This is a genomic window from Nonomuraea sp. NEAU-A123 (assembly GCF_018603905.1).
Classification (GTDB): domain Bacteria; phylum Actinomycetota; class Actinomycetes; order Streptosporangiales; family Streptosporangiaceae; genus Nonomuraea.
The window spans coordinates 132,285-153,764 of sequence record NZ_JAHFZZ010000009.1 but is presented as its reverse complement, the minus strand read 5'-3'; the positions used below and the strand labels follow the sequence as shown (position 1 = coordinate 153,764).

Here is a 21,480-nt window from a genome sequence, read left to right as displayed (position 1 = left end):
CACATCATGCGCGACAACGGAGTCGTGAACGTCGGTCCTGAGCCCCTCACCTTCGACGACGTCATCAGAGTGGCCCGTCACGGCGCCGCCGTGGAGCTCACCGACGACGCCATGGCCGCGATCTCCGCGGCCCGTCAGCGTGTCGACGAGCTGGCCGAGAGCCCGGTGCCCTCCTACGGGATCTCGACCGGGTTCGGAGCGCTGGCCACACGGCACATCGACCCGGCGCTGCGCGCCCAGCTCCAGCGCTCGCTGGTGCGCAGCCACGCCGCGGGCAACGGCCCCGAGGTCGAGACCGAGGTGGTGCGCGCGCTCATGCTGCTGCGGCTGCACACACTCGCCACGGGTCACACCGGCATCCGGCCGACCACCGCGAAGACCCTGGCCGCGCTCATCAGCGAAGGCATCACGCCGGTCGTGCACGAGTACGGCAGCCTCGGCTGCTCGGGCGACCTGGCGCCGCTGGCGCACGTGGCGCTCACGCTGATGGGTGAGGGCGTAGTACGGGATAAGTACGGAAATGTCACCCCAGCGGAGGAGGCGCTCAAGCAGGCGGGCATCGAGCCCGTCGAGCTCGCCGCGAAGGAGGGACTCGCGCTCATCAACGGCACGGACGGCATGCTCGGCATGCTCATCCTGGCCATCGACGACCTGACCAGGCTCGTCAGGACCGCCGACGTGAGCGCCGCGATGAGCGTCGAGGGGCTCCTGGGCACCGACCGCGTCTTCGCCCCCGAGCTGCAGGCGCTACGGCCGCAGCCGGGCCAGGCCCTCTCCGCCGCCAATATGACGAAAATTCTGGATAACTCGGGCATCATGGCGAGCCACCGCGACCCGGCCGCGTGCACCCGCGTCCAGGACGCCTACTCCCTGCGCTGCGCTCCCCAGGTGGCCGGAGCCGCCCGCGACACGATCACCCACGCCGCGAACGTGGCCACCTGGGAGCTGGCCAGTGCCGTGGACAACCCCGCCGTGCTCTCCGACGGCCGCGTCGAGTCGAACGGCAACTTCCACGGCGCCCCCGTCGCCTACGTGCTGGACTTCCTGGCCATCGTCGCCGCCGACCTGGCCTCGATGTCCGAACGCCGCACCGACCGCTTCCTGGACGTGGCGCGCAACCACGGCCTGCCGGCGTTCCTGGCCGACGATCCCGGCGTCGACTCCGGCCACATGATCGCCCAGTACACCCAGGCGGCCATCGTCTCCGAGCTCAAGCGGCTGGCCGTACCCGCCAGCGTGGACTCGATCCCCAGCTCGGCCATGCAGGAGGACCACGTCTCGATGGGCTGGTCGGCGGCCCGCAAGCTGCGCAAGTCGGTCGACGGCCTGACCAGGGTGCTGGCCGTCGAGGTGCTCACCGCCGCCCGCGCCCTCGACCTGCGCGCCCCGCTGGAGCCCGCCCCCGCCACCGGCGCGGTGGTGCAGGCGCTGCGCGAGACCGTCCCGGGCCCCGGCCCCGACCGCTTCCTGGCGCCGGAGATCGAGTCCGCCGTCCGCCTGGTCGCCGACGGTGGCGTGGTCGCCGCCGCCGAATCCGTCACGGGCCGCCTGGCCTAATTTTTCGCGATTTTTCGCCCCGACGTACGGCGCCCGCGGTCTCGGACCCGGGCGCCCGCGCGATTCCGGCGGCGGCCCGCGCTACGGCAGCGCGACGATCGCGTCCACCTCCAGTAGCAACCCGGGCATGAACAGCTTCGACACCTCCACGGTCGTGCTCGCGGGCGGCGTCCCCGGGAAGTACTTCCGGCGCACCTGCCCGTACGCGACCCGATCGTCCATGTTCGTGAGGTACGTCCGGACGAACACCACATCCTCGAACCCCGCCCCCTGATCGGCGAGGATCCGCGCCAGGCCCTGGAACACGTGCTCGGCCTGCACCGTCATGTCCCCTGCCCCGACCACCTCCCCGCGCGAGTCGACGGCCGCCTGCCCGGAGACGTACAGCATGTCGCCGACCCGTACGGCATGGGAGTAGAAGCCGTTCGTGGCCGGAACGGTCGCGGGGTTGACCGGCACGGCCCGGTGCGCGGACCGCCCGCCCACGTACGCGGCGATCGCCGTCACGTCCTGGTCGCCGAGCCCGGCCGCCTCGGCCTCCTGCAGGCGCCGGCGCGCCGCGGTGGCCAGCGCGGCGTCCGGCCAGGCCGCCAGCGCCAGGTCCTTGGCCGCCAGCCCGAGCGCGTAGCGGGTCTCGGGGGCGGGCGTCCGCAGCCGTTCGGCCAGGACGCCCAGGGGAGTGCCCGACAGCACGTCGGCCAGCGCGTCGCGGTCCACCCCGTGCGCCTCGCCGTACGCGTACGTCTCCGCGACCAGCACCTGGGCCGGCACGAGGGCGCTCATGACGGCGACCTTCATCGCCGCGCCCGCCCCCAGCGGCCCGCACTCGCGTACGGTGCCGAACACCGACAGCACGTCGCCCAGGCCCGACAGGTCGCCGCCCGCCAGCACGGTCAGCGTGCCGTCGGCCGCCGGAGCGACGCTGCCCAGCACGGGCGCGTCCACGAGCCTGACGGAGGCGGGCAGCAGCGCGCGCAGCTCCCGGATCGCGTCCGGGCCGATCGTGGACATCTCCACCACCGTCGCGCCGGGCCGCAGCCCCGGCAGCGCGGCCGTCAGCACCTCGCGCACGGCGACCGGGTCACGCAGCATCGTGATGACCAGATCCGCTCCGGCGACCGCCTCGGCGACCGAGACCCCGGTCCCGCGCCGCCATGTCGTCACCTTGTGCCCGGCCTCGGTGAGCCGCCGGGCCATCGGGACGCCCATGCGTCCCTGTCCTAGAAATGCAATCACATGCCCAGTTAAGCGATATGCGAGACATTCCGCCAGCGACTAGATTGCATGCCAGCCATGACAGATATGAATGCCTTCGACACCAGCGCGCTCCGCCTCTTCGACGAGGTGGCCAGGAGCGGCTCCTTCACCGCGGCCGCCGAGCTGCTCGGATACACCCAGTCGGCGGTCTCCCGGCGCATCGCCGCCCTTGAGCGGGCCACCGGAGGGCCGCTCTTCGAGCGGCTGGCCAGGGGCGTACGCCTGACCCCGGCCGGAGTGTCGCTGCACCGGCACGCCATCGCCGTGCTCGACCGGCTCGAACGCGCGAGCGAGGAGCTGGCCGCGATCCACGGCGGCAGCGGCGGCACGCTGCGGGTCGGCGCGTTCGCCACGGCCAACGTCGATCTCGTGCCCAGGACGCTCAAACGGTTCGCCGAGCGGCGGCCCGAGGTCGGCCTGCGGCTGGTCGAGGGGCTGACGACCCGGCTGATGGAGCGGCTGCGGGCCGGAGCGCTGGACGTCGCGGTGATCAGCGACTACCCCGCGGGGCTGCCCGCCGACGGCGGCCGGATCGTGCCGCTGCGCGAGGACCGGCTGCTGGTGGCGCTGCCGCAGTCGCACCGGCTGGCCGCCGAGCCTGACGTGGACCTGCGCGACCTGGCCGGCGAGACGTGGATCGAGGCCGCGCCGCGCGGGCAGCCGACGCTGCTGGTCACCGCCTGCGCCGCCGCCGGGTTCACGCCGCGCAGCGGGCTGCGGGTGGCGGAATGGACGGGGAAGTTCGGGTTCGTCGCCGCCGGGCTCGGGGTGACGCTGGTGCCGGAGCTGGCGGCGCGGGCCGTACCGGCGGATCTGGTGTTACGGCCCCTGCGGGGGCTGGCCCCCGTGCGGAAGGTCTACGCGGCCCTGCCCGAAGCGCCTTTGGCCGCCGCGCAGGAGTTCGTCCGTTTACTGGGAGAATGGCAGGTGTGTACGACGGCTTCGCCCGTGTAGGCAACCTCCTCGCCACCGGCCTGCGCGACCTGACGACCGACCTCGCCGCCCTCGACGGCGACGGCTGGTGGGCGGTGGTGGTCGGCTACGAGGGGAAGGTGACGTGCGCCCGGTTCGACCACGTACGCCAGGCGCCCCTGCCCACACCCAGGACCCCCTGGCACGGGCCCGCCCCCGACCGGTGGCACAGCTCCCTGGACCAGGCCGCCTACGAGCGCGGTGTCCAGGCCATCCGCGACTACATCGAGCAGGGCGAGGTCTACCAGGCGAACCTCTGCCGCGTCCTGACCGCGCCCGTGCCCCACGACGCCGACCCGCTGGCCCTGGCCGCCCGCCTGGCCATCGGCAATCCGGCCCCCTACGCGGCCGTCGTCCAGGTGCCCGGGCTGAGCGTGGTGTCGGCCTCGCCCGAGCTGTACCTGTCGCGTGACGGGGACCTGGTCGAGTCCAGGCCGATCAAGGGCACCGGGGTGACGGCGGACGACCTGCTGGAGAAGGACTACGCCGAGAACGTCATGATCGTCGACCTGGTCCGCAACGACCTCGGCCGGGTCGCCGCCGTCGGCTCCGTCGAGGTGCCGTCGCTCTGCGCCGTCGAGGAGCATCCCGGGCTGGTCCACCTCGTGTCGACCGTACGGGCCAGGCTGGCGCCGGGGGCGGGCTGGCCGGAGCTGTTCGCGGCGACGTTCCCGCCCGGCTCGGTCACCGGCGCGCCCAAATCGTCCGCGTCGCGGATCATCAATGAGCTCGAACCGGAGCCGCGCGGGCCATACTGTGGAGCAGTGGGCTGGGTCGACGCCGACCGTCGCAGGGCGGCGCTGGCCGTGGGCATCCGGACGTTCTGGATCTCCGCCGGCGAGATCCGCTTCGGCACGGGCGCGGGCATAACCTGGGGCAGCGATCCCCGGCGTGAATGGCTCGAGACCGAGCTGAAGGCGTCCAGGCTCATCGCACTGGCATCCTCAGGAGGAAACAGATGACTATCCCTGTATGGGTCAACGGGGAGCTGCTCGACCCCGCGGCCGCGACCGTCTCGGTGTTCGACCACGGGTTGATGGTCGGCGACGGAGTCTTCGAGACCATCAAGATCGTGCACGGCGAGTCGTTCGCGCTCACCAGGCACCTCGACCGGCTCGCGCTGTCGGCGCAGCGCATGGACCTGCCCGAGCCCGACCTCGGGGCCATCGCCGACGGCATCGGCAAGTGCCTGGCCGCCGCCCCCGACTGGCCGCTCGGCCGCATCCGCGTCACCTACACCAGCGGCCCGGGCCCCCTCGGCTCCGACCGCGGCGACCAGGGCACCACCTCGGTCGTGATCGTCGACGAGCAGAAGCCGTTCCCCGGCACCGCGAACGTCACCGTCGTCCCCTGGCCGCGCAACGAACTCGGCGCCTTGTCCGGCGTCAAGAGCATCTCCTACGGCGACAACGCCAAGGCCCTGGCCTACGCCAAGGCGCGCGGTGGCGGCGAGGCCATCTTCGGCAACCTCGCGGGCAACCTGTGCGAGGGCACCGGCTCCAACATCTTCATCGTCCGCGACGGGCAACTGCTGACCCCGACGCTCGAGTCCGGCTGCCTGGCCGGCGTCACCAGGGCGCTGGTGCTCGAATGGTGCGGCGGCGAGGAGACCGACGTGCCGATGTCGGCGCTGTACACCGCCGAGGAGGCGTTCCTCACCTCCACCACCCGCGACATCCAGCCGATCAAGCTGGTCGACGAGACCGAGCTGCCGGTGGCGCCGGGGCCGATCACCGCGAAGGCGATGCGGATCTTCGCCGAGCACGCCGCCGCCGACCTCACCCCCTGATCTGGTGGGTGCCGGTGCGCTCCGGCCGGGCGATCCGCCGCGGCTCGGCGACTACCTGATCACGGGCCGTCTCGGCCAGGGCGGTCAGGGCGTCGTCTACCTCGGCACGGGTCCTGACGGTGAGCAGGTGGCGATCAAGGTGATGGCGGCCGGCCGGGCGGGCGGCATCGACCGTTCGGCCCAGCGGGAGATCGCCGCCGCCAGGCAGGTCGCCGAGTTCTGCACGGCCCGGGTGATCACCGCCGACCTCGGCTACGACCCGCCCTACGTCGTGAGCGAGTACATCGACGGCCCGTCCCTGGCCGACGTCGCGCCCCTGCGTGGCGCGGACCTCATCCGGCTGGCCATCAGCACGGCCACCGCGCTGACCGCCATCCACCGGGCGGGCGTGGTGCACCGTGACTTCAAGCCGGGCAACGTGCTGATGGCCAAGGACGGGCCGCGGGTCATCGACTTCGGCATCGCCCGGCTCGCCGGGCTCACCGCGACCAAGAGCGGGCTGGCCGGGACACCGCCCTACATGGCGCCCGAGCAGTTCGGCGACGGGCCGGTCGGGGCGGCCGGCGACGTGTTCGCCTGGGGCTCCACGATGGCGTACGCGGCCACGGGGCGGCCGCCGTTCGGCGGCGACACGATCGCCGCGGTCGCCTACCGGATCCTCCAGGCGGAGCCCGACCTGGGCGACCTGCCGGAGCCTTTGCGCGCGATCGTGGCGCGCTGCCTGGCCAAGGACCCCGCCGCCCGTCCCACGGCGCGTGACGTCCTGCTGGAGCTGCTCGGCGAGGACCGGCGCGCGGGGGAGTCCGACGTGCTCGAACAGGGTGCGCTGGCGGCCACCGTCGTGGTGGAGCCGGAGGAGCCGACGATCACCGCCACCCGGGTGCTGATGGGGCGCAGGAACGTACTGACCGGGGCGGGCCTGGCGGCGACGGGTCTGGTGGTCACCGGGGCGCTGCTCTGGGCGCGCTCGGCCGGGCGGACGAACATCACCTCCACCACGGCCGCCGCCACCGGCTCGCCGAGCACGTCTTCCTCCGGCACGCCCGAGCCCGCGGTCGGCCCGCCTCCCGCCAAGCCCGCGGAGCTGGTCGCGGCCGTGGAGGCGGCGACCATCGTGACGCCCCTGGCCGACTTCACCTACGAGGGCGGCCTGAGCCAGAGCTCCTACTACGGCGAGGCCCGGGGCCAGCTCGTCTTCGGCGCCAACGACGACATGACCACGGACTTCAACATGCGGGTCGAGTCGGTCGGCGACACCCGGCAGGTGATCGTCATCGAGAGCGTCGACGAGCCGAAGGTCTACATGGACGGCAAGCCGGTGACCGGAAAGGAGACATCGGAGGCGCTCTACTTCGCCGAGATGGTCCCCGTGACCGCCGGGATCGGCGTCCTGCTCGACGTGATCAGCGTGACGCCGCGGATCGGCGGGGAGGCGCGGTCCTACTCCGGGTCCCTGGTGACCACCAAGGGGCCGCAGATCGTACAGGACAAGATCTCGGAGATCACCGGCGGGTGGACCGCCGACGAGCTCGCCGACACCCAGCTCACCTGGAAGCTGAAGCTGGACGCGCGCGACAGGCCGATCTTCTTCGACCTGTCCTGGCGCGCGGTCAACGAGACCGGCCGGGTGGCCTCCTCCTTCGTCACCACTTACGTCAACTGGCGGGCGGGGAGCATCACGGCACCTCAGTAGGACTTCTGGGTCTGCACGTTGAAGTCATCCATCTTGACCTGCTTGGCCGGGTCGGTCAGCGGGTCGTCGATCTCGATGACGTCCAGGCCGCCGCGGATGTCGCTGGAGTAGATATAGCCGTTGTAGTAGTAGGCCGACCAGGAGCCCGCGACCCCGTCGTACGGCGCCGGGTCGTAGTAGCCGATCTCCTTGGGGCTGGAGGAGTCGGTGAAGTCCCAGATCGACACGCCGCCCTGATACCACGACTGGACCATGATGTCCTTGCCCGGCACCGGGAGGAGCGAGCCGTTGTGGGCGACGCAGTTCTCGTTCTCCTCCTGCTCGCGCGGGATCTTGAAGTAGCCGCGCCGCTCCAGTTTGCCGTTCACGAGGTCGTAGATCGCGTCCGCGCCCTTGGTCTGCGGCGTCTGCCGGTCGCAGGTCGGCGCGGAGCCGCCGCCCAGCTCGTCGCCGAACACGACCTTGGTCGCGTCGTTGTTGAACGTCGCCGAATGCCAGAGCTGAAAGTTCTCCTCGTCGCGTATCTGCTGCAGCACCCTGGGGTTGACCGGGTCGGAGATGTCGAGCAGCACGCCGTCGCCGAAGCACGCGGCCGCGGCCAGCTTCTTCTCCGGGTACGCCGTGATGTCGTGGCAGCCGGCACCCGTCTCCTCACGGTCCGGGAAGAAGTTCGGCCTCGCCACGACCTTGGCGGCCTTGGGGTTCTTGGTGGGGATCTCCACCACCTGGAGGAGTTCGTGCGGCGGCGGGCAGGTCTCCGACTCCGGCTCGGGGCCGGGCGACGACACGTACACGTACAGCGTCTCCCCGTCGGGGATCATCGTGTGCGTGTGCGACCCGCAGTCGGTCGCGACGGCCGAGACGTACTTCGGGTTCTTCTTGTCGCTGACGTCGAAGATCCGCAGCCCCTCCCAGGAGTGGCCCTTCGTCGTGGAGGCGCAGCTCGCGTCGCTGCGCGGCTCGTCGATCGACAGGATCAGCAGGTCGCCGTAGATCGAGACGTCGTTCTGCTCCGCCGGGCAGTCGACCTGGCTGACCGTCTTCGGCTTGGCCGGGTCGCTGATGTCGTAGATCGAGAACCCGCCGAAGTTGCCCACGTACGCGTAGTCGCCCTGGAAGGCCAGGTCGGTGTTCCAGTCCATGGCGCCGTTGAGCGGCGCCGTGCGGGGCATGTGCGCGATCCTTTTGACGTTCGGGCTCGTCTTCGCGTCACCGGTCGGCTGGGAGGTGTTGACCGGCTCGCCCGCGTCTCCGGAGGGATCCTCCCCTCCCGGACCCGCCTGCGGCCCGGCGCTGCACGCGGCCACCAGCAACACCGCCGCACACACCACCGCCCCCCGTACCTTTCCGAAGATCACGCGCTTCCCTCTCGTTCGTGGCTCAGTATGGAAGCTATGTCAGTGATGTCCCGGTCGCGTGCGCTCATCGTCACAGTCTCGGCGGCACTCGTGCTGCTCGCGCTGTCGGCGTGCGCCCGGGAACCGGAACAGCCGTCCGCGATCGGCACCGACGCTCCGGTGATCGTCCCACAGGGCCCGGGAACCCCCGCTCGCACGGCCACGCCCGGCGAACGCCTCGGCCAGCCGCCGCCCTCCCCGGCTGCCGCCGACGTCCGCTTCGCCGAAGGCATGATCCCGCACCACCGGCAGGCCCTGGAGATGACCGGCCTGGTCAAGGACCGTACGACGACACTGTCCGTACGCCGCTTCGCCGACCAGATCGCCGGCGCGCAGCGTCCCGAGATCACCGCCATCTCCTCCTGGCTCGCCTCCCTCGGCCGCCCGATCCCCGCCGACCACGCCCACGGCCCCGAGGGCTACGGCATGGCCACCCTGGAGGAGATGAACGCCCTGCGCACGGCCCGCGCAGCCGCCTTCGACCGCCTGTTCCTGCAACTCATGATCAGACACCACGGCGGCGCCCTGAAGATGGCCGAAGAAGAACGCTCCACCGGCACGGATCCGCAGATGAGACGCATGGCGAGAGACGTCTACTCGGGCCAGAGCATCGAGATTACGAGAATGAAAGCAGCCCTGACCTCGATACCCCAATAATCCCAGCAAACGTCCAGAAAACCGACATACCCCCTACGGGGCGGGACCGAGCCACTGCCACCGCAGGCGTGTGCCGTGGGAACTCCGGCATCCACCGCCCGTTCTTGGTCTCAGCAGCTGAGATCCGGGCAGCTCAACGCCAGCACCAGGCGATCGCTCGCGTATACGCCGTCAGTGTCCCCGCGGAATTCGTTGACCAGCCACGCTTCCCCGCTCGCCGGCCAGTACGAGATGTTCTGCGCGTTGCCGGGAGCGGTCGTCAGGTAACGGACGTCGAGCGTGCTGTGGTCGGCGGAAACCGTGACGCGGTGGAGGCAGGACTTCCTGAACTCTCCGGAAACGCTTGCCGTACCACCCGGCATGTAGGTGACGGAAGGCGAGCCCTCAGGGCATAACCCGACAAAGATGCCCTCGTTGCCGGTGAACACGCCGCCTTGGAGGTCCCAGATGGGACTGGTCCATCCCTCGGTTGGGTGAACGAGCCCGTCGGAGCCGGTCTTGAGCAGGGCCGTGGACGCATCGAGGGGCCAGCGGAGGATCTTCCCTCCGGAACCGCCTTTCCGGTATTCGACAGTGGTCAGGTGGTCGGTGCCGCTCCGATCGAGCGAGACCCCGTTCAGACATGGCCTCGCCAGGTCGAGGCTGACGCACACCGCCGGCGAGCTGAGCCGGTAGTAGCCGATCTGTGGCAAGGCGTACCTTGAGTACGCTGCCGAGCAGACACCGCCGAGGCAGCCGACGTTTCCTGACGCGGTGGAATTCATCTTCCATACATGGGTGAGGTCGAAGACGCGTACCAGCCGGTCGCCTCCGGACACGTCCGGGTCGCCGCCGGTGACGAGGAAGAGCTTGTTGCCGTACCACGAGATGCCGTCGGCGTGACTGGCGATCTCGCGGAAACCCTCGGCGCTGTCATCGGGTTCGACCAGCAGGACATGTCCGTATGGGGCGCCCGCTGCCCCGTTGGTGACATCGACGAAAGTGACCCTGGCCAGCCGGTTGGCTCCATATTCGTGGGACGCGCCGCTGCGCCAGCTCACCGCCACGATCTTCCGGCCTGCGCAGCCGTCGCAGGGCGGGTAGAGCACCGAGCCGTTCATGCCATCACCGCTGCCGGTGATTCCTTGCGGGAACCAGTTCGCGGTCGTGTCGTCGGTGCTGTTCCAGCAGAATCCGCTGACTTGCGCCGAGAGGTGGAGGTTGGTGGGGTGGCAGATCGCACGGGTGAGGTAGCCGCCGGCAATGACGGCGTCCATCCTGACCTTGGTCACCGGCAGGGTGGAGACCACCGAGTCACGCGCGGCCATGGTCGAGGTGAATCTCAACGGTCGCACCGAAGCCAGTTCCGATGCCGTCAGCGCGTAGCCCGTGGCGGCGTCGGCGGGGGCCGGGACGATGAGCACGGTGATGAGGAGCAGGACCACGGCGGTTAATCGCGCGATCATGGTGGTTCTCCTGAAGGTACGGTCGCCGGCGCTCTGCCGTAGGCGCGAGGCACTGAGCGCACGGTGTCGGGCGATCTCTGTGTCCGAAACCTCGGCCAAGGTCAGCGCCTGTCGTCCGCAGGTGGCATGAGGGCTTCTTGCTTTATGAAGGGGTCCTTCATTACTAGCATCAGATAGATGGAAGATCAACGAAAAACTCGGAGAGCGTGGCGAGGCTTCGTGGTCTTCGGTGAAAACCCCTCGGGGGGGCGAAACCGCGGCGGGACGCGTCAAGGGGCGCATGGCAGGAGCGGGGTACGGCAAGCTCCCGACGAGGCAGAGCCTAGATCACAAACATCAGCCCAATCCCCGGACCGGGGCCAAGAACACGCACGTCACGGCGCGAAACCACCTCCACCGGAGGAGCGTGCCCCTGGACAGACCTCAGCCCCGTACGGCGGGTGGGGCCCACCGTGCTGAGCCGTCAAAGATCAAAAAGAGGGTTTTAAGAAGGCCAGAGCATGTTGGTGAGCTCGGCATCCAGGTCCATGAAGTCGGTCTCGCGACCAGCGGGCACCTTCTCGTAGGTGCGGTGGAGGAACTCGGTCAACGGCGCCAGCGGCACTTCGAACAGTGCCTGCCCGAACGGTGACGTCAAGCTGATGTGCAGGGTGCGTTCGCCGTCGGCGCGTGCGGGCCATACCTGCACGTCGCCGTCGCCGACGCGTCTCACGATGCCAACTGTCAGCAACTCTCGGGCAAAGATCCACTCGACCGGTTCGTCGTTCCCTACGTGGAAGGCCATGCGGATGGCGTACGGGTCGTCGGCTGTGTAACTCAGTCCGGCGAGCAGGGGGACGGTAGTACGGTCGGGGACCACAAGCCGAAGGCCAAGCTCGGCGGAGACGGTGGTGCTGTTCATCGTCAGCCAAACCTTTTCGTCGAAGGTCCCCTCTTCGGGGCTATCACTGCTCTGACGGACTTCGTCCTGAGCTATCACGCGGAACGAAGAAACCTGTAGGAAAGATTCCGCTCCTAGGCCCTTCTGTAACGCACATCACAGCTGGACATTTAGGCATCTACCAGGCTAAACGGCATCAATCGGGTCGTATTTACAAGGGTTTTGCGTGTTCGTGGAGCCTGTTCCGGGGGCCCACCAAGAACGTTCCTTGAGAAAAGATCACGATCGGCACCTACCGGAACACGACGATGGTATGCCAACGAGCCACCACGCCGATGGGCAACCGCACCCTTTCCCCGAATCCCATCCGAGCCTCCCGCCGCTTCGCCACCAGGTGCCGGAGTGCGGTATGGTTTTCCCGTCGGCGCCGCAAGGGGCCGCAGGGCGGGCGATTAGCTCAGCGGGAGAGCGCTTCGTTCACACCGAAGAGGTCACTGGTTCGATCCCAGTATCGCCCACCAGCACGTCAGAGGCCCCATCACCCACCAGGGCGATGGGGCGTTTTTAATGATCGTGCGTCACCCATGCGGCAAGATTGCTCATTTGTGGTCGCGCACGAGGTGTAGCGGCGGCCCTTGGGCAGGGCGCTTGTCGGGCAGCCCGGTGGTTGTCGTCAGGATGGGGAGCGCGCCGACGACGATGCGCAGGGCGCGGGCGGAGATCAGGCCGTCGCAGGCCAGCGGCTTCGTCGTCATGTCGCCCAGCGACCGCGTGTCCCCCGGCGGCGAGGGCGGCGCGGAGGAGCAGGTGGCGGACACCACGAGCAGCAGCACGGCGGTGAGCGCGGGTCCTGTACGGCGCATGGTGACCGCCTCAGCTCGGCGCACCGCTCGCGGGCGGCCGGGATGGAGTCGGCGCGGCGCTCGCGGCGGGTCGGGACGGGTGCGCCCCGGGTGTCGCCGACCGCAGCACGTTGCGCAGCACGGCCGCGTAGCTCCGCCGCGACACCCCCTCGCGCCGCAGCCGCTCCACAACCTCGACGTCCGGCCTGTCCATGGTCTTCATGCCGCGACTGTCCCAGGGCATGTTTCGCCTTGTCCCGGCTTATGTCAGAACGGCTATCCCTCAGCCAGATGGTGCCGACTTTCGGAGACGATGCCACTGATGACCTGGAGCCGAGCCGACGTCCTGGGCGCAGCCCGAACGATGGGCACCAGGCCACGATGAAGACAGGAGCCGCACGGACGTGCCGGCGTTCACCGCAACCGGCCGGCAGGACGAGGCGCGACATGCGACGGCCCGCCCCAACCGCCCAGGGGACATAACGGACAAGACCGCGAACTCGATGAACGTCAACAAGCCCCTGACGAATCGAGGCCCAGAGAGGCCCAAGAAAAACCGAAGGGACTCAAGGAGTGTTAGTCAGATCTCCCGGAGCTGCCTGATGGCGCCACGAACCCGCAGGCCAGCGGCCACGAACGGGTTTTGGCGCCAGGCATGGCGGGCCGCCCATTCTGCTTACTGGAATGGCCTGGAACGCCTTTCTCCTTGGAGCGCCGTTCCCATAAACGGCGCAAGAACAAGAGGGGAACACCCACATGTTCAGAAGGATCATCGGACTCCGTAGTCGTGCCAAACACATCATCCTGAGAGCGTTCGCCGTCATCATGGCGCCCGCTCTCGCGGTCGTTCTCCTGGCGGCGCAGCCCGCCGCCGCCGAGCAGCGGTGCACGGGCGAAGTCGCCAGCAACGTGTGCCTGACGATCGAAAGCGCGGGGTCCGGGATCTACAGAGTCACCATCGGCATCGACTTTCACATGAGCAAGCAGGAAGCCGACGGGATCATCAACGCCACGAACGGCGCGCCCTACTCGGCTTCGGTGTTCGCGGACGACACCACCGGATGGCTCTTCAGCGTTCCCGTCGTCGGCATCGGGTCCTCGGATCTGAGCGGGCTCAGCGCCGACTTCGTGATCACCGTACCGAGGGTGTGGCTCGATGAGGACTTCGGCACCTCCGTGGACGAGGTATTCGGCAGGATCAAACTCAACGACACCCGTATGGGGCTGATCCGAACCTTCAACACGCCTCAGATCGTTCAGGCCTTCTAGAGGCGGCCTCCTTGAACAGGCGCGGGCGGCCCGGCGTTAGCGTGGCCGGTGGCAGCCGTCCGCGCCCAACGGACGTGGGTACGGCGGCCGGGCTGTTGACGGTGATGGAGCGGAGGTCGCCAGCCGGGCTCCTGGCGGACATGGACCCGCTTAACTGATCATCCCGCCCGCGAGCCGTACGTGAGCGCGCCTATGAGCCCCCGTCCGTGAGCTAGTTTCATGAGCCCGACCGAGAGCCCGTTTCCCAGGAGCTTGATGAGGTCGACTGTTCTTCCTGACAGATGCAGATCGGCATATCCGGGCCACGATCGATCAAGGTAGGTCCGGACGTCGCAAGGTTCGCGCGGACTGGACAAAGGACAGCCGGTCGGTCTCCGGGTCGGCTCCGGTGGCAACATATGGGCGAAATCTGCGTTCGCCCTCTGTCCGGGACGAAACAGCGGCCCATTGGCGGGTCAAGGTTCCGTTCTGGAGGGCCAAGATGGCGTGCTGGTTGGCGGCCGCCGTGCCTGGACGGGATAGGGAGGGACCTGTCCGGCGGATGGGGGTTGCGATGTTCACGGGGTTGATCAGGATGGGCTGCTCGCGTCGCCACGAGCGGCGGCGCGGCGTGCGGCCGTCCGGTATGCGGCGTCTCGCGGTCGGGTCGGCCATTGCCGTGCTGCTGTTGCCATCGGCCGTACCCGGCCCGTCTGCTGCCGCCGCGCCGCTGGTGGAGTTCGCGTACGTCACTCTCAAGTCCGGCTTCGTGGCGGTGATCGACACGCAGACGGACACCGTCATCGCCACCATCCCCGTCGGGAACTCTCCAGGCGATGTGGCGATCACGCCGGACGGCCGTCACGGCTATGTCGTCAATGCGGGTTCGAACACCGTATCGGTGATCAACAACGTAAAGGCCACCATCCCCGTCGGTAACTTGCCCAGCGGGGTGGCGATCACCCCGGACGGCAGCCGCGCCTATGTCACCAATACGCAGTCGGATTCCGTGTCCGTGATCGACACGGGCTCCAACACCGTCGTAGCCACCATCTCTGGTGTGCAACAGCCGCAGCACGTGGCGATCAGTCCGGATGGTGGCCGCGCCTACATCACCGGCAGCGGCGTAGACGTGTTCGACACGGCGACCAACACTCCCATTGACCACATGGGGATGTTCATCGGCGACCCGTTGGACGTGGCGATCAACCCGGACGGCAGCCGGGTGTACATCTCGATTCCCGACATCAACGACAGCAGCAGCAGCTACGTGCTGGCGTTGGACGCGGCCACCAATTCCGAAATCGCCCAAATCCCCGGCGACGACTGGCCCGGCAGCGTGGCGATCACGCCGGACAGCAGCCGGGCTTACGTCACCAACACCCATGACCCAGGCGGGGGCGGGGAGGAGGGCGGGCAGCCGGAGCCCGGACCGGGCACCGTACAGGTGATCAACACCGCGACCAACACCGTCACCGCCACCATCACTGTCGACACGCCCTTGGACGTGGCGATCACGCCGGACGGCAGCCGCGCCTATGTCACAGACCTGTCGTCCAAAAGTGTGGTGGTGATCGACACGGCGACCAACTCCATCACCGGCACCATCCCCCTCGGCGCGGATCCCAACAGTGTGGCGATCGGGCGCTACCGGTGACGCGCCGAGCGGCCGACGCGCTTGCCTTCGCCAGCCCCGCCGCAGTCGCTGGCCAAGGAAGCGTTCTCAGTAGGCGTGGCCAGAATGGAACATCGTCCACACTGCGGCAACGATACGACCGTGGCACGGCGGGATCCCCCCTTCCCTAGTCCGAGGCGAGGTTGAGCGGGGTGGTGACGTGCAGGTTCCAGCTGAGGCCGGGCGGCGTGAGCGCGTGGTCGATCCAGGCGATCACCGGGTCGCCCGCGGCGTTCAGCGTCATGGCCAGCCTGTCTCCGAAGCCGCCCCTGTTCTTGGACACCGGGATGCTCACGCAGCGGCTGCCGGTGCAGACGGCGAGCATGAGCCGCTGGTGTTCGCGGCTCTCGAACGCCACCAGCGGGTGCCCCTCTCGGTCCAGGACCAGTGCTGGGACCGCGTGGTGCTCACTCCCGGCGCCCAGCATGCGTATGTCGGCCTGAGAGCAGTCGGGGGTGCGGCAGTCGAGCAGTTTGTTCGCCTGGTCGCGCAGGTCCCGGTAGGCGATGGCGGGGCGGCCGTCGGGACGCACCGCCATGGCCAGGCCGGCCGTCCACGGCAGCTTGTCGCCATTCGCCGGAGCAGGGGGCACAGGCCTGGCCACGCTCGGCCGGTGGCAGGCGGCGTCCAGACAGGAGATCACCTGGATCTGACCTGTGGCGGGGTCATAGCGGGCGGCGACCGGACGGTCTCCGGGGCCGACGGCGACCGCCAGATTGTGGTCGTAGGCGGAGTACACTCCCGCCTCCAGACGGGCGACCTGGCGAGGCTCTGAGCGGGCGCAGGTTGTATCCGGGCAGAAGATCAAGGAGACAAAGTCGTGGGCCGGCCTGTCACCGCCCGCGGGATCCTCGTCGGCGTAGGCCACGACCAGGCCGCCGCCCCGCTGTGCGGCCAGCGCCACCCCTACCGATTCCGGCGGTCTGCGCGTCGTAGCGATCGCCCCGCTGGTCCGTACGCACGTGGCTGCCTCGCAGGTGAGCAGTTCGAGCCCGGCGGAGTTCCAGGTGGTCAGCAGGAGACGCCCGTCAGGCAGCGGTGTACTGGCCGCGCTCGCCCGCCAACTGGTGCCGGAGTCGTGCGGCTCGGCCCAGGTGAAGCTCGTCGTCCGGCACGAGAGGTCGGCGCAGGCCAGCAGGCTGGAGCGGTCCTCGAAGCCGTCCATCACCACCACCAGCCGCCCATCGCGGCCGGTGTGCAGGTGTTGCAGGCTGAAGGGCCCTATCTCCGGCTTGCGGTCGCTGGAGGAGACGGAGAACTTCTCAGGTGCCCAGGACTCCGTCACGTTCGTTTCCGCGACGTCCGGCCACCCGAACGGGTTGACCAGCACGACTCCGCTGAACAGCAGGCCGGGCAGCAGCGCCGCTGGCAGGAGCCTGAACCGTATCGGGCGCGGCGGGGGAGTGTCGGGCAGGCCGTGCGTCAGGTCCGCATCGTCCACCTCGGTACGCCAGGCCATGCAGTGGAGGAACTGGCGCGCGACCACGGCTGCCTGGAAAGGCGTGATGGCCAGCGCCAGCACGGTTCCGGCCAGGCACCATCCGAGGGTGGCGAGCGGGCCGGGGAGCAGGCGCAGCCCTGACCCGAGAGCCCACGTCGCGGCGCCGGGCACTAGGACGACCCCGAAGGCCAGCGTCAACGCGGTCGCCAGGAAACGCAGCTCGGTCAACCGGTAGGCGCGGCGGATCGAGTCGAGCCCCGAGCAGCCGTGCAGCACGATGCCGGGCACTGCCAGCAGGCCCGGCATCGCCGTGTACGCGGCGACCACCAGCACCGCCTTGGCCGGCCACTGCTGGCCGGTCGCCATCAGCACGCCGGTTTGCGCGGCCCACACCGCCCCAAGTGCCAGCGCGCCTGTCAGGAGCAGGACGAGCAGGGACGGCAACCGTCGTACCGTCTCTCGCAGCGCCTCGACAGGCGACACGTACCGGTCGACCAGGTGACCCGTGGCCATGATCACTGTCGCGGGGAACACCACGATCTCCCCGGCGAGAGATGCCGCCGTCAGCACGACCGTCCAGATCAGCAACGGGGCATCGGACGTCCCGATCAGCTGGAACCGCTGGTTGACCAGCGCCGCCGAGTCGCCGGCCGCCACTGTTAGGGCCAGCAGAGACAGTGCGGCGAGCGGCACGTGCACCAGCACTCCGGGCAGCGCGAGCCGGACCAGATGGCGCCCGGCATCCAGATACCCCCGGAACGGCACCCCGTCCTTGCGCAGTCGTTCGACGTGCTCCATCGAGATCACCTAGTCGGCTGTCGCGGGTCAGGGGAGATTGAGCGGCGTAGTCACGACCAGATCCCAGTCGTTCCAGACGTCCATCCAGGCGATCATCGGCCCACCGTGGCCGTCCAGCGCCATGGCCAGGCCGTCACCACCGCCGCGCTGGATCGTCGTGACCGGAGTACGCGTGCAGCGTGTTCCTGAGCAGGCGGCGATGACGATCCGTTCGCGGTCGAGGTCCTGGTAGGCCACCAGCGCCCGCCCGTCCCGGTCCAATGCCATCGCCGACGCCGTGTTGTGACCGGGTTCGGACAGCGTGGCCGTGTCGGCCCGCGAGCACTCGCGGGTGTGGCAGTCCAGCAGCTTGATCGCGCCGTCGCTCACGTCCCGATAGGCGATCAGAGGCAGGCCGTCAGCCCGGACCACCAGGGCGGTATCGTCTCGGTGAGCGCGGCCGGAGTAATCGGGCGAAACTTCCCGGACGGGCTGTCCCATGCGTGCCTGGGCGCAGGCGGGATCGTCGCAGGAGATCACGAAGATCGAGCCGGTGTCGCGGTCAAAGCGCAGCTCCAGCCGCGCAAGGCACGGACCGTTCCGCGGCAAGGCGAACTCCTTCAACAAAGCGAGGGCCTGCCTCTCCAGGAACAGGACCGAGATCGGTATCCGGCTCAGGCATGGTGTAGTGGGGCAGGCCAACGCGGCGGACGTGCTGGCCCTCATGAAACTGATCGCACCGACGTTGATGCCGCGCTCGGGCGACGGATCGCCGACCTGCCGAGGGGCAACGCCGCTCTTCGGCTCTACGATGACGCAGACGACAGCCCCGATCATGGAGAGCCTGAAATGAACGAGCTGATCGCCTTTCTCCGCGCCAGGCTCAACGAAGACGAGCGGGGAGCGCTTGCCGCGTCGCCGGTGTCGTGGCCGTCGAACGTCGAGGAGGGCGAGGGCGGGATCACCGTCGCAGGTTCGAGCGGCGATCAGTCGCGCGCCGCTGTCGCCCATCTGGTTCGCTACGCTCCGGCCCGCGTGCTGCAGGAGATCGAGGCCAAACGGCGGATCCTGGATGAGCTGACGGGGTTCGTCGCCGAGGCCGAGTTCCTGCCCGTGGATGAGGGCAACACGACCAAGGCGATGGCGTTCGGGGTCGTTCGGCTCCTCGCCCTCCCGTACGCCGACCACGCGGCATATCTGGCGAAGTGGCGACCGTGAGCAGATTTCCCGGCACCTCGCGACGGCATGTTCGCCTCACGGAGGCCAAGCCTGGAGGAGACTGCGACGGACAAACCGAACTTCTGGAGCGAACATGACCTGGAAAGACCACGACTTACCCGTACTCAAGGCGATCGTCCAGATGACGGATGAGGGCGCGGCGCTGATCCAGCCGCACCAGATCGTCGAACGGCTCGGCATGGACCCCGAGGAAGTGCGACGGGCGCTCGCCGCACTTGCCGGTGAACGGCCGCCGTTCTTCCGGTTCACCGATGTCACGGGCGCCGATTCGGCCGGGCGGGAGATCGACGGTATCCACAGCCCGACCGGTGAGGCCCGCCGGGTCGTGGGAGGGTGGCCGGCCGAACTGCTCGCCAGGCAGATCATCGCCGGCCTCGAAGCCGCCGCCGAGAGGGAGCCTGACGAGGAGAAGCGCGGCCAGCTTCGGCAGACGGCGCAGTTCCTTGGCAGCGCTGGATGGGGGGTTCTGCTCGGGGTGGTGGGGAACGCCGCGTCCGCGGTCGTCGAGGTTTGAGGTCGCCGACAACGGGGTCCCGATAATCAGGTGTGGCTCGTCACGTTGATCAGTAACGTGGGAACCAGTTCATCGGGTCTGGTGCCGGCACGGGTCGAAGTCCGTCGGTTATCCACTTCCAATGGGGTTGTCGCGGGTTCGACTCCCGCCACAGGCTTCGGTCTGTGTAGCTCAGCTGGCCAGAGCACCGAACGCCGGTGGGCATCCCCACATCCGTGCCGGTTCCAGGCCTGATGGGCAAGGGGAGCGGGTCGAAGGTCGTCGGTTATCGGGAACAGAAGATCGCAGGTTCGAATCCTGCCCTCCCGGCTGGTCGGGAGGTGGCGCAGTCCGGATAGCGCATCTGTCTAAACTCGGCGGCCATCACCCCATCCGCTCCCCTTTCGCATATCCGCTTTCGGGCGGGTCGAACGGAAGGAGCGCACCATGGCACGTGACCCCCTCGCCGCGGTCTCAGCGATCGCCACTCCGCAGACGCGGCGCGTTCCCGGCCGCACCGACCAGGTGGAGAACGCCGCCGGCGGCTACGTCTTCGACAAGGACCTGTGGAACAAGCTGGAGGATTTCCTGATTCTCGGCACCACGGGCGGCACCTACTACGTGAGCGAGGCCAAGCTGACGGCGGAGAACGCCGACGTGCTGTTCCAGGCGATCGCCGAGGACGGCCCGCGCGTCGTCGCCCTGCTCACCGCGGTCTCGACCGCCCGGCCGCCGCGTGCTCCGAAGCAGCGGCCCGCCCTGTTCGCGCTCGCGGCCTGCTACGCGAAGGGTGACGCCGACACCAGGCAGGCGGCGAAGGTGGCGCTGGCGAAGGTGGCGCGTACGACCGATCATCTGGCCCAGTTCTTCGGCTACCACAAGAACCTGGGCGGCAAGGCGACCGGTCAGGGGACCTCGCCCGTGGTGGGCCGGTCGCTGCGGACCGCGCTCGGCTCCTGGTTCCTCACCGGGAGCGCGGACGACGTCGCGTTCAAGGCGTGCAAGGCCGCTCAGCGCAGGACGCCGCAGGGCGAGGCGTTCAGCCTGCGGGACATGCTGCGGGTCGCCCATCCGGTCGCCGACGATGAGCAGCGCAAGACCTTGTTCGGGTGGATCGCCGGGAACGTCGCGGACGAGCGGGCCCGTGAGGTGCTGCCCGCTGTGCACCGGTTCCTCACGGCGAAGGCGGTCACCGGCGTCGACGAGGCGATCCGGGTCGTGAACGAGTCGCGGGTGCCCTGGGAGTTCCTCCCGGACGCGATGCTGCGCGAGCCGAAGGTGTGGGACGCCCTGGTCGACACGGTCGGTATGACCGCGCTCATCCGCAACTTGGCCCGCATGACCCGTCTCGGCACGCTGACGCCGCTCGGCGACGCCACCCGGCGCGCCGCGGCCCGGCTGACCGATCGGGACGCGCTGCTGCGTGCCCGGATCCATCCGATGGACGCCTGGCTCGCGATGCGGGTGTACGCCTCCGGCCGGGCCCAGCCGAACCCGCGTGCCGACGCCCAGACGTGGGCGCCGGTCCCGGCGGTCCTGGACGCGTTGGAGGAGACATACGAGTTGTCCTTCGGCCATGTCGAGCCGACCGGGAAGCGGTTGCTCGTCGCCGTGGATTCGTCCGGGTCGATGAGCGGCAAGTGGTCGGACGGTGTCAGGGTGGGTGGCTCGCCGGTCGGCAGTCCGTACGAGGTCGGCTGCGCCATGGCCGTCATGCTCGCCCGCATTGAGCAGAACGTGCACGTCATCGACGTGGACACCGCCGTGCACGCCTCCAAGGTGACGCCGCGCACCAACCTGCGGGAGATCGCCTCCTGGGAGCCTTCGGGCGGGGGCACCGACCTGTCGCTGCCGTTCACCTGGGCGGCCAAGGAGCGGATGACCGTGGACGGGATCGTCGTCCTGACCGACAACGAGACGTGGGCCGGCCGCTCCCACCCGAGCCAGGCGCTCGACGGCTACCGCCGGCGGGTCAACCGGGACGCCCGCGTGGTGGTCGCGGCGATGACCGCCGCCGGCTACTCGATCGCGGACCCGAAGGATGCGGGCGTGCTCAACGTCATCGGGTTGGACGCCTCTCTTCCGCTGATCGTCAACGGGTTCGTGCGCTGACCGGAT

At 69.2% G+C, this 21,480-nt stretch carries 19 protein-coding genes and 1 tRNA gene; 12 read left to right on the top strand and 8 right to left on the bottom strand.

The genetic code is table 11. The annotated features are described in order from the left end of the window. Positions 1 to 6: 6 nt before the first annotated feature. A complete protein-coding gene (gene hutH / locus KLK06_RS28400) occupies positions 7 to 1,557 on the top strand; it encodes a histidine ammonia-lyase (RefSeq protein WP_214638697.1) in 1,551 nt (516 codons plus the stop codon). Between the two features lie 81 nt (positions 1,558 to 1,638). On the opposite strand, the gene KLK06_RS28395 is transcribed toward hutH, so the two are convergent. Beyond that, positions 1,639 to 2,793, bottom strand: coding sequence for a Rid family hydrolase (locus tag KLK06_RS28395; protein ID WP_214638696.1), 1,155 nt, complete (start codon positions 2,791 to 2,793; stop codon positions 1,639 to 1,641). A 57-nt stretch (positions 2,794 to 2,850) separates the two neighbouring features. Between KLK06_RS28395 and KLK06_RS28390 the strand changes: the two genes are divergently transcribed. The 4 genes from KLK06_RS28390 to KLK06_RS28375 are packed head-to-tail and all read left to right on the top strand — an operon-like array spanning position 2,851 to position 7,268. Continuing rightward, entirely contained in the window at positions 2,851 to 3,768 is a 918-nt protein-coding gene (locus KLK06_RS28390; protein WP_250906156.1) for a LysR family transcriptional regulator, read from the top strand. Then, on the top strand, positions 3,735 to 4,748 hold the full coding sequence (locus tag KLK06_RS28385; protein WP_214638694.1) for a chorismate-binding protein: 1,014 nt from the start codon (positions 3,735 to 3,737) through the stop codon (positions 4,746 to 4,748). Before KLK06_RS28390 ends, KLK06_RS28385 begins: the two co-directional genes overlap by 34 nt. After that, positions 4,745 to 5,575 carry an aminotransferase class IV gene (locus KLK06_RS28380; RefSeq protein WP_214638693.1) on the top strand — a complete coding sequence of 277 codons (831 nt, stop codon included), beginning with the start codon at positions 4,745 to 4,747 and terminating at the stop codon, positions 5,573 to 5,575. Before KLK06_RS28385 ends, KLK06_RS28380 begins: the two co-directional genes overlap by 4 nt. Before the next feature lie 4 nt (positions 5,576 to 5,579). Further along, a complete protein-coding gene (locus tag KLK06_RS28375) occupies positions 5,580 to 7,268 on the top strand; it encodes a serine/threonine-protein kinase (RefSeq protein ID WP_308168485.1) in 1,689 nt (562 codons plus the stop codon). Here the strand turns inward: KLK06_RS28375 and KLK06_RS28370 are convergent. After that, complete coding sequence (locus KLK06_RS28370; RefSeq protein WP_214638692.1) at positions 7,262 to 8,626, bottom strand: LVIVD repeat-containing protein; 1,365 nt, start codon at positions 8,624 to 8,626, stop codon at positions 7,262 to 7,264. The genes KLK06_RS28375 and KLK06_RS28370 overlap by 7 nt on opposite strands. Before the next feature lie 36 nt (positions 8,627 to 8,662). Here KLK06_RS28370 and KLK06_RS28365 point away from each other — a divergent pair, with 36 nt between their 5' ends. Beyond that, positions 8,663 to 9,322 carry a DUF305 domain-containing protein gene (locus tag KLK06_RS28365; protein WP_250906155.1) on the top strand — a complete coding sequence of 220 codons (660 nt, stop codon included), beginning with the start codon at positions 8,663 to 8,665 and terminating at the stop codon, positions 9,320 to 9,322. A 110-nt stretch (positions 9,323 to 9,432) separates the two neighbouring features. Here the strand turns inward: KLK06_RS28365 and KLK06_RS28360 are convergent, their stop codons facing one another. After that, positions 9,433 to 10,767: a hypothetical protein gene (locus tag KLK06_RS28360; protein ID WP_214638691.1), complete on the bottom strand. Its 1,335-nt coding sequence runs from the start codon at positions 10,765 to 10,767 to the stop codon at positions 9,433 to 9,435. A 484-nt stretch (positions 10,768 to 11,251) separates the two neighbouring features. Continuing rightward, positions 11,252 to 11,668, bottom strand: coding sequence for an SsgA family sporulation/cell division regulator (locus tag KLK06_RS28355; protein ID WP_020547189.1), 417 nt, complete (start codon positions 11,666 to 11,668; stop codon positions 11,252 to 11,254). Positions 11,669 to 12,093: 425 nt separating this feature from the next. Here KLK06_RS28355 and KLK06_RS28350 point away from each other — a divergent pair. After that, a tRNA-Val gene (locus KLK06_RS28350) sits at positions 12,094 to 12,168 on the top strand. A 78-nt stretch (positions 12,169 to 12,246) separates the two neighbouring features. On the opposite strand, the gene KLK06_RS28345 is transcribed toward KLK06_RS28350, so the two are convergent. Then, positions 12,247 to 12,510, bottom strand: coding sequence for a hypothetical protein (locus KLK06_RS28345; RefSeq protein WP_214638690.1), 264 nt, complete (start codon positions 12,508 to 12,510; stop codon positions 12,247 to 12,249). Between the two features lie 10 nt (positions 12,511 to 12,520). After that, on the bottom strand, positions 12,521 to 12,712 hold the full coding sequence (locus KLK06_RS28340) for a hypothetical protein (RefSeq protein ID WP_214638689.1): 192 nt from the start codon (positions 12,710 to 12,712) through the stop codon (positions 12,521 to 12,523). A gap of 533 nt (positions 12,713 to 13,245) precedes the next feature. Between KLK06_RS28340 and KLK06_RS28335 the strand changes: the two genes are divergently transcribed. Both KLK06_RS28335 and KLK06_RS28330 read left to right on the top strand, forming a co-directional pair. Further along, the gene (locus KLK06_RS28335; protein ID WP_214638688.1) at positions 13,246 to 13,758 is read left to right on the top strand and encodes a hypothetical protein; all 513 of its coding nucleotides are present in this window, start codon (positions 13,246 to 13,248) and stop codon (positions 13,756 to 13,758) included. A gap of 553 nt (positions 13,759 to 14,311) precedes the next feature. Next, positions 14,312 to 15,394: a YncE family protein gene (locus tag KLK06_RS28330; RefSeq protein WP_214638687.1), complete on the top strand. Its 1,083-nt coding sequence runs from the start codon at positions 14,312 to 14,314 to the stop codon at positions 15,392 to 15,394. 145 nt (positions 15,395 to 15,539) lie between these two features. Here the strand turns inward: KLK06_RS28330 and KLK06_RS28325 are convergent, their stop codons facing one another. Both KLK06_RS28325 and KLK06_RS28320 read right to left on the bottom strand, forming a co-directional pair. Then, complete coding sequence (locus KLK06_RS28325; RefSeq protein WP_214638686.1) at positions 15,540 to 17,651, bottom strand: hypothetical protein; 2,112 nt, start codon at positions 17,649 to 17,651, stop codon at positions 15,540 to 15,542. A 27-nt stretch (positions 17,652 to 17,678) separates the two neighbouring features. After that, the gene (locus KLK06_RS28320) at positions 17,679 to 18,467 is read right to left on the bottom strand and encodes a hypothetical protein (protein WP_214638685.1); all 789 of its coding nucleotides are present in this window, start codon (positions 18,465 to 18,467) and stop codon (positions 17,679 to 17,681) included. A 12-nt stretch (positions 18,468 to 18,479) separates the two neighbouring features. Between KLK06_RS28320 and KLK06_RS28315 the strand changes: the two genes are divergently transcribed. From KLK06_RS28315 to KLK06_RS28305, 3 genes are all read left to right on the top strand, one after another. Beyond that, positions 18,480 to 18,848, top strand: a complete 369-nt coding sequence (locus KLK06_RS28315; protein WP_214638684.1) for a DUF6221 family protein — start codon at positions 18,480 to 18,482, stop codon at positions 18,846 to 18,848. A gap of 94 nt (positions 18,849 to 18,942) precedes the next feature. Further along, positions 18,943 to 19,383, top strand: coding sequence for a hypothetical protein (locus KLK06_RS28310; protein WP_214638683.1), 441 nt, complete (start codon positions 18,943 to 18,945; stop codon positions 19,381 to 19,383). A gap of 426 nt (positions 19,384 to 19,809) precedes the next feature. Further along, complete coding sequence (locus tag KLK06_RS28305; protein ID WP_214638682.1) at positions 19,810 to 21,474, top strand: TROVE domain-containing protein; 1,665 nt, start codon at positions 19,810 to 19,812, stop codon at positions 21,472 to 21,474. The last annotated feature ends 6 nt before the right edge of the window (positions 21,475 to 21,480 follow it).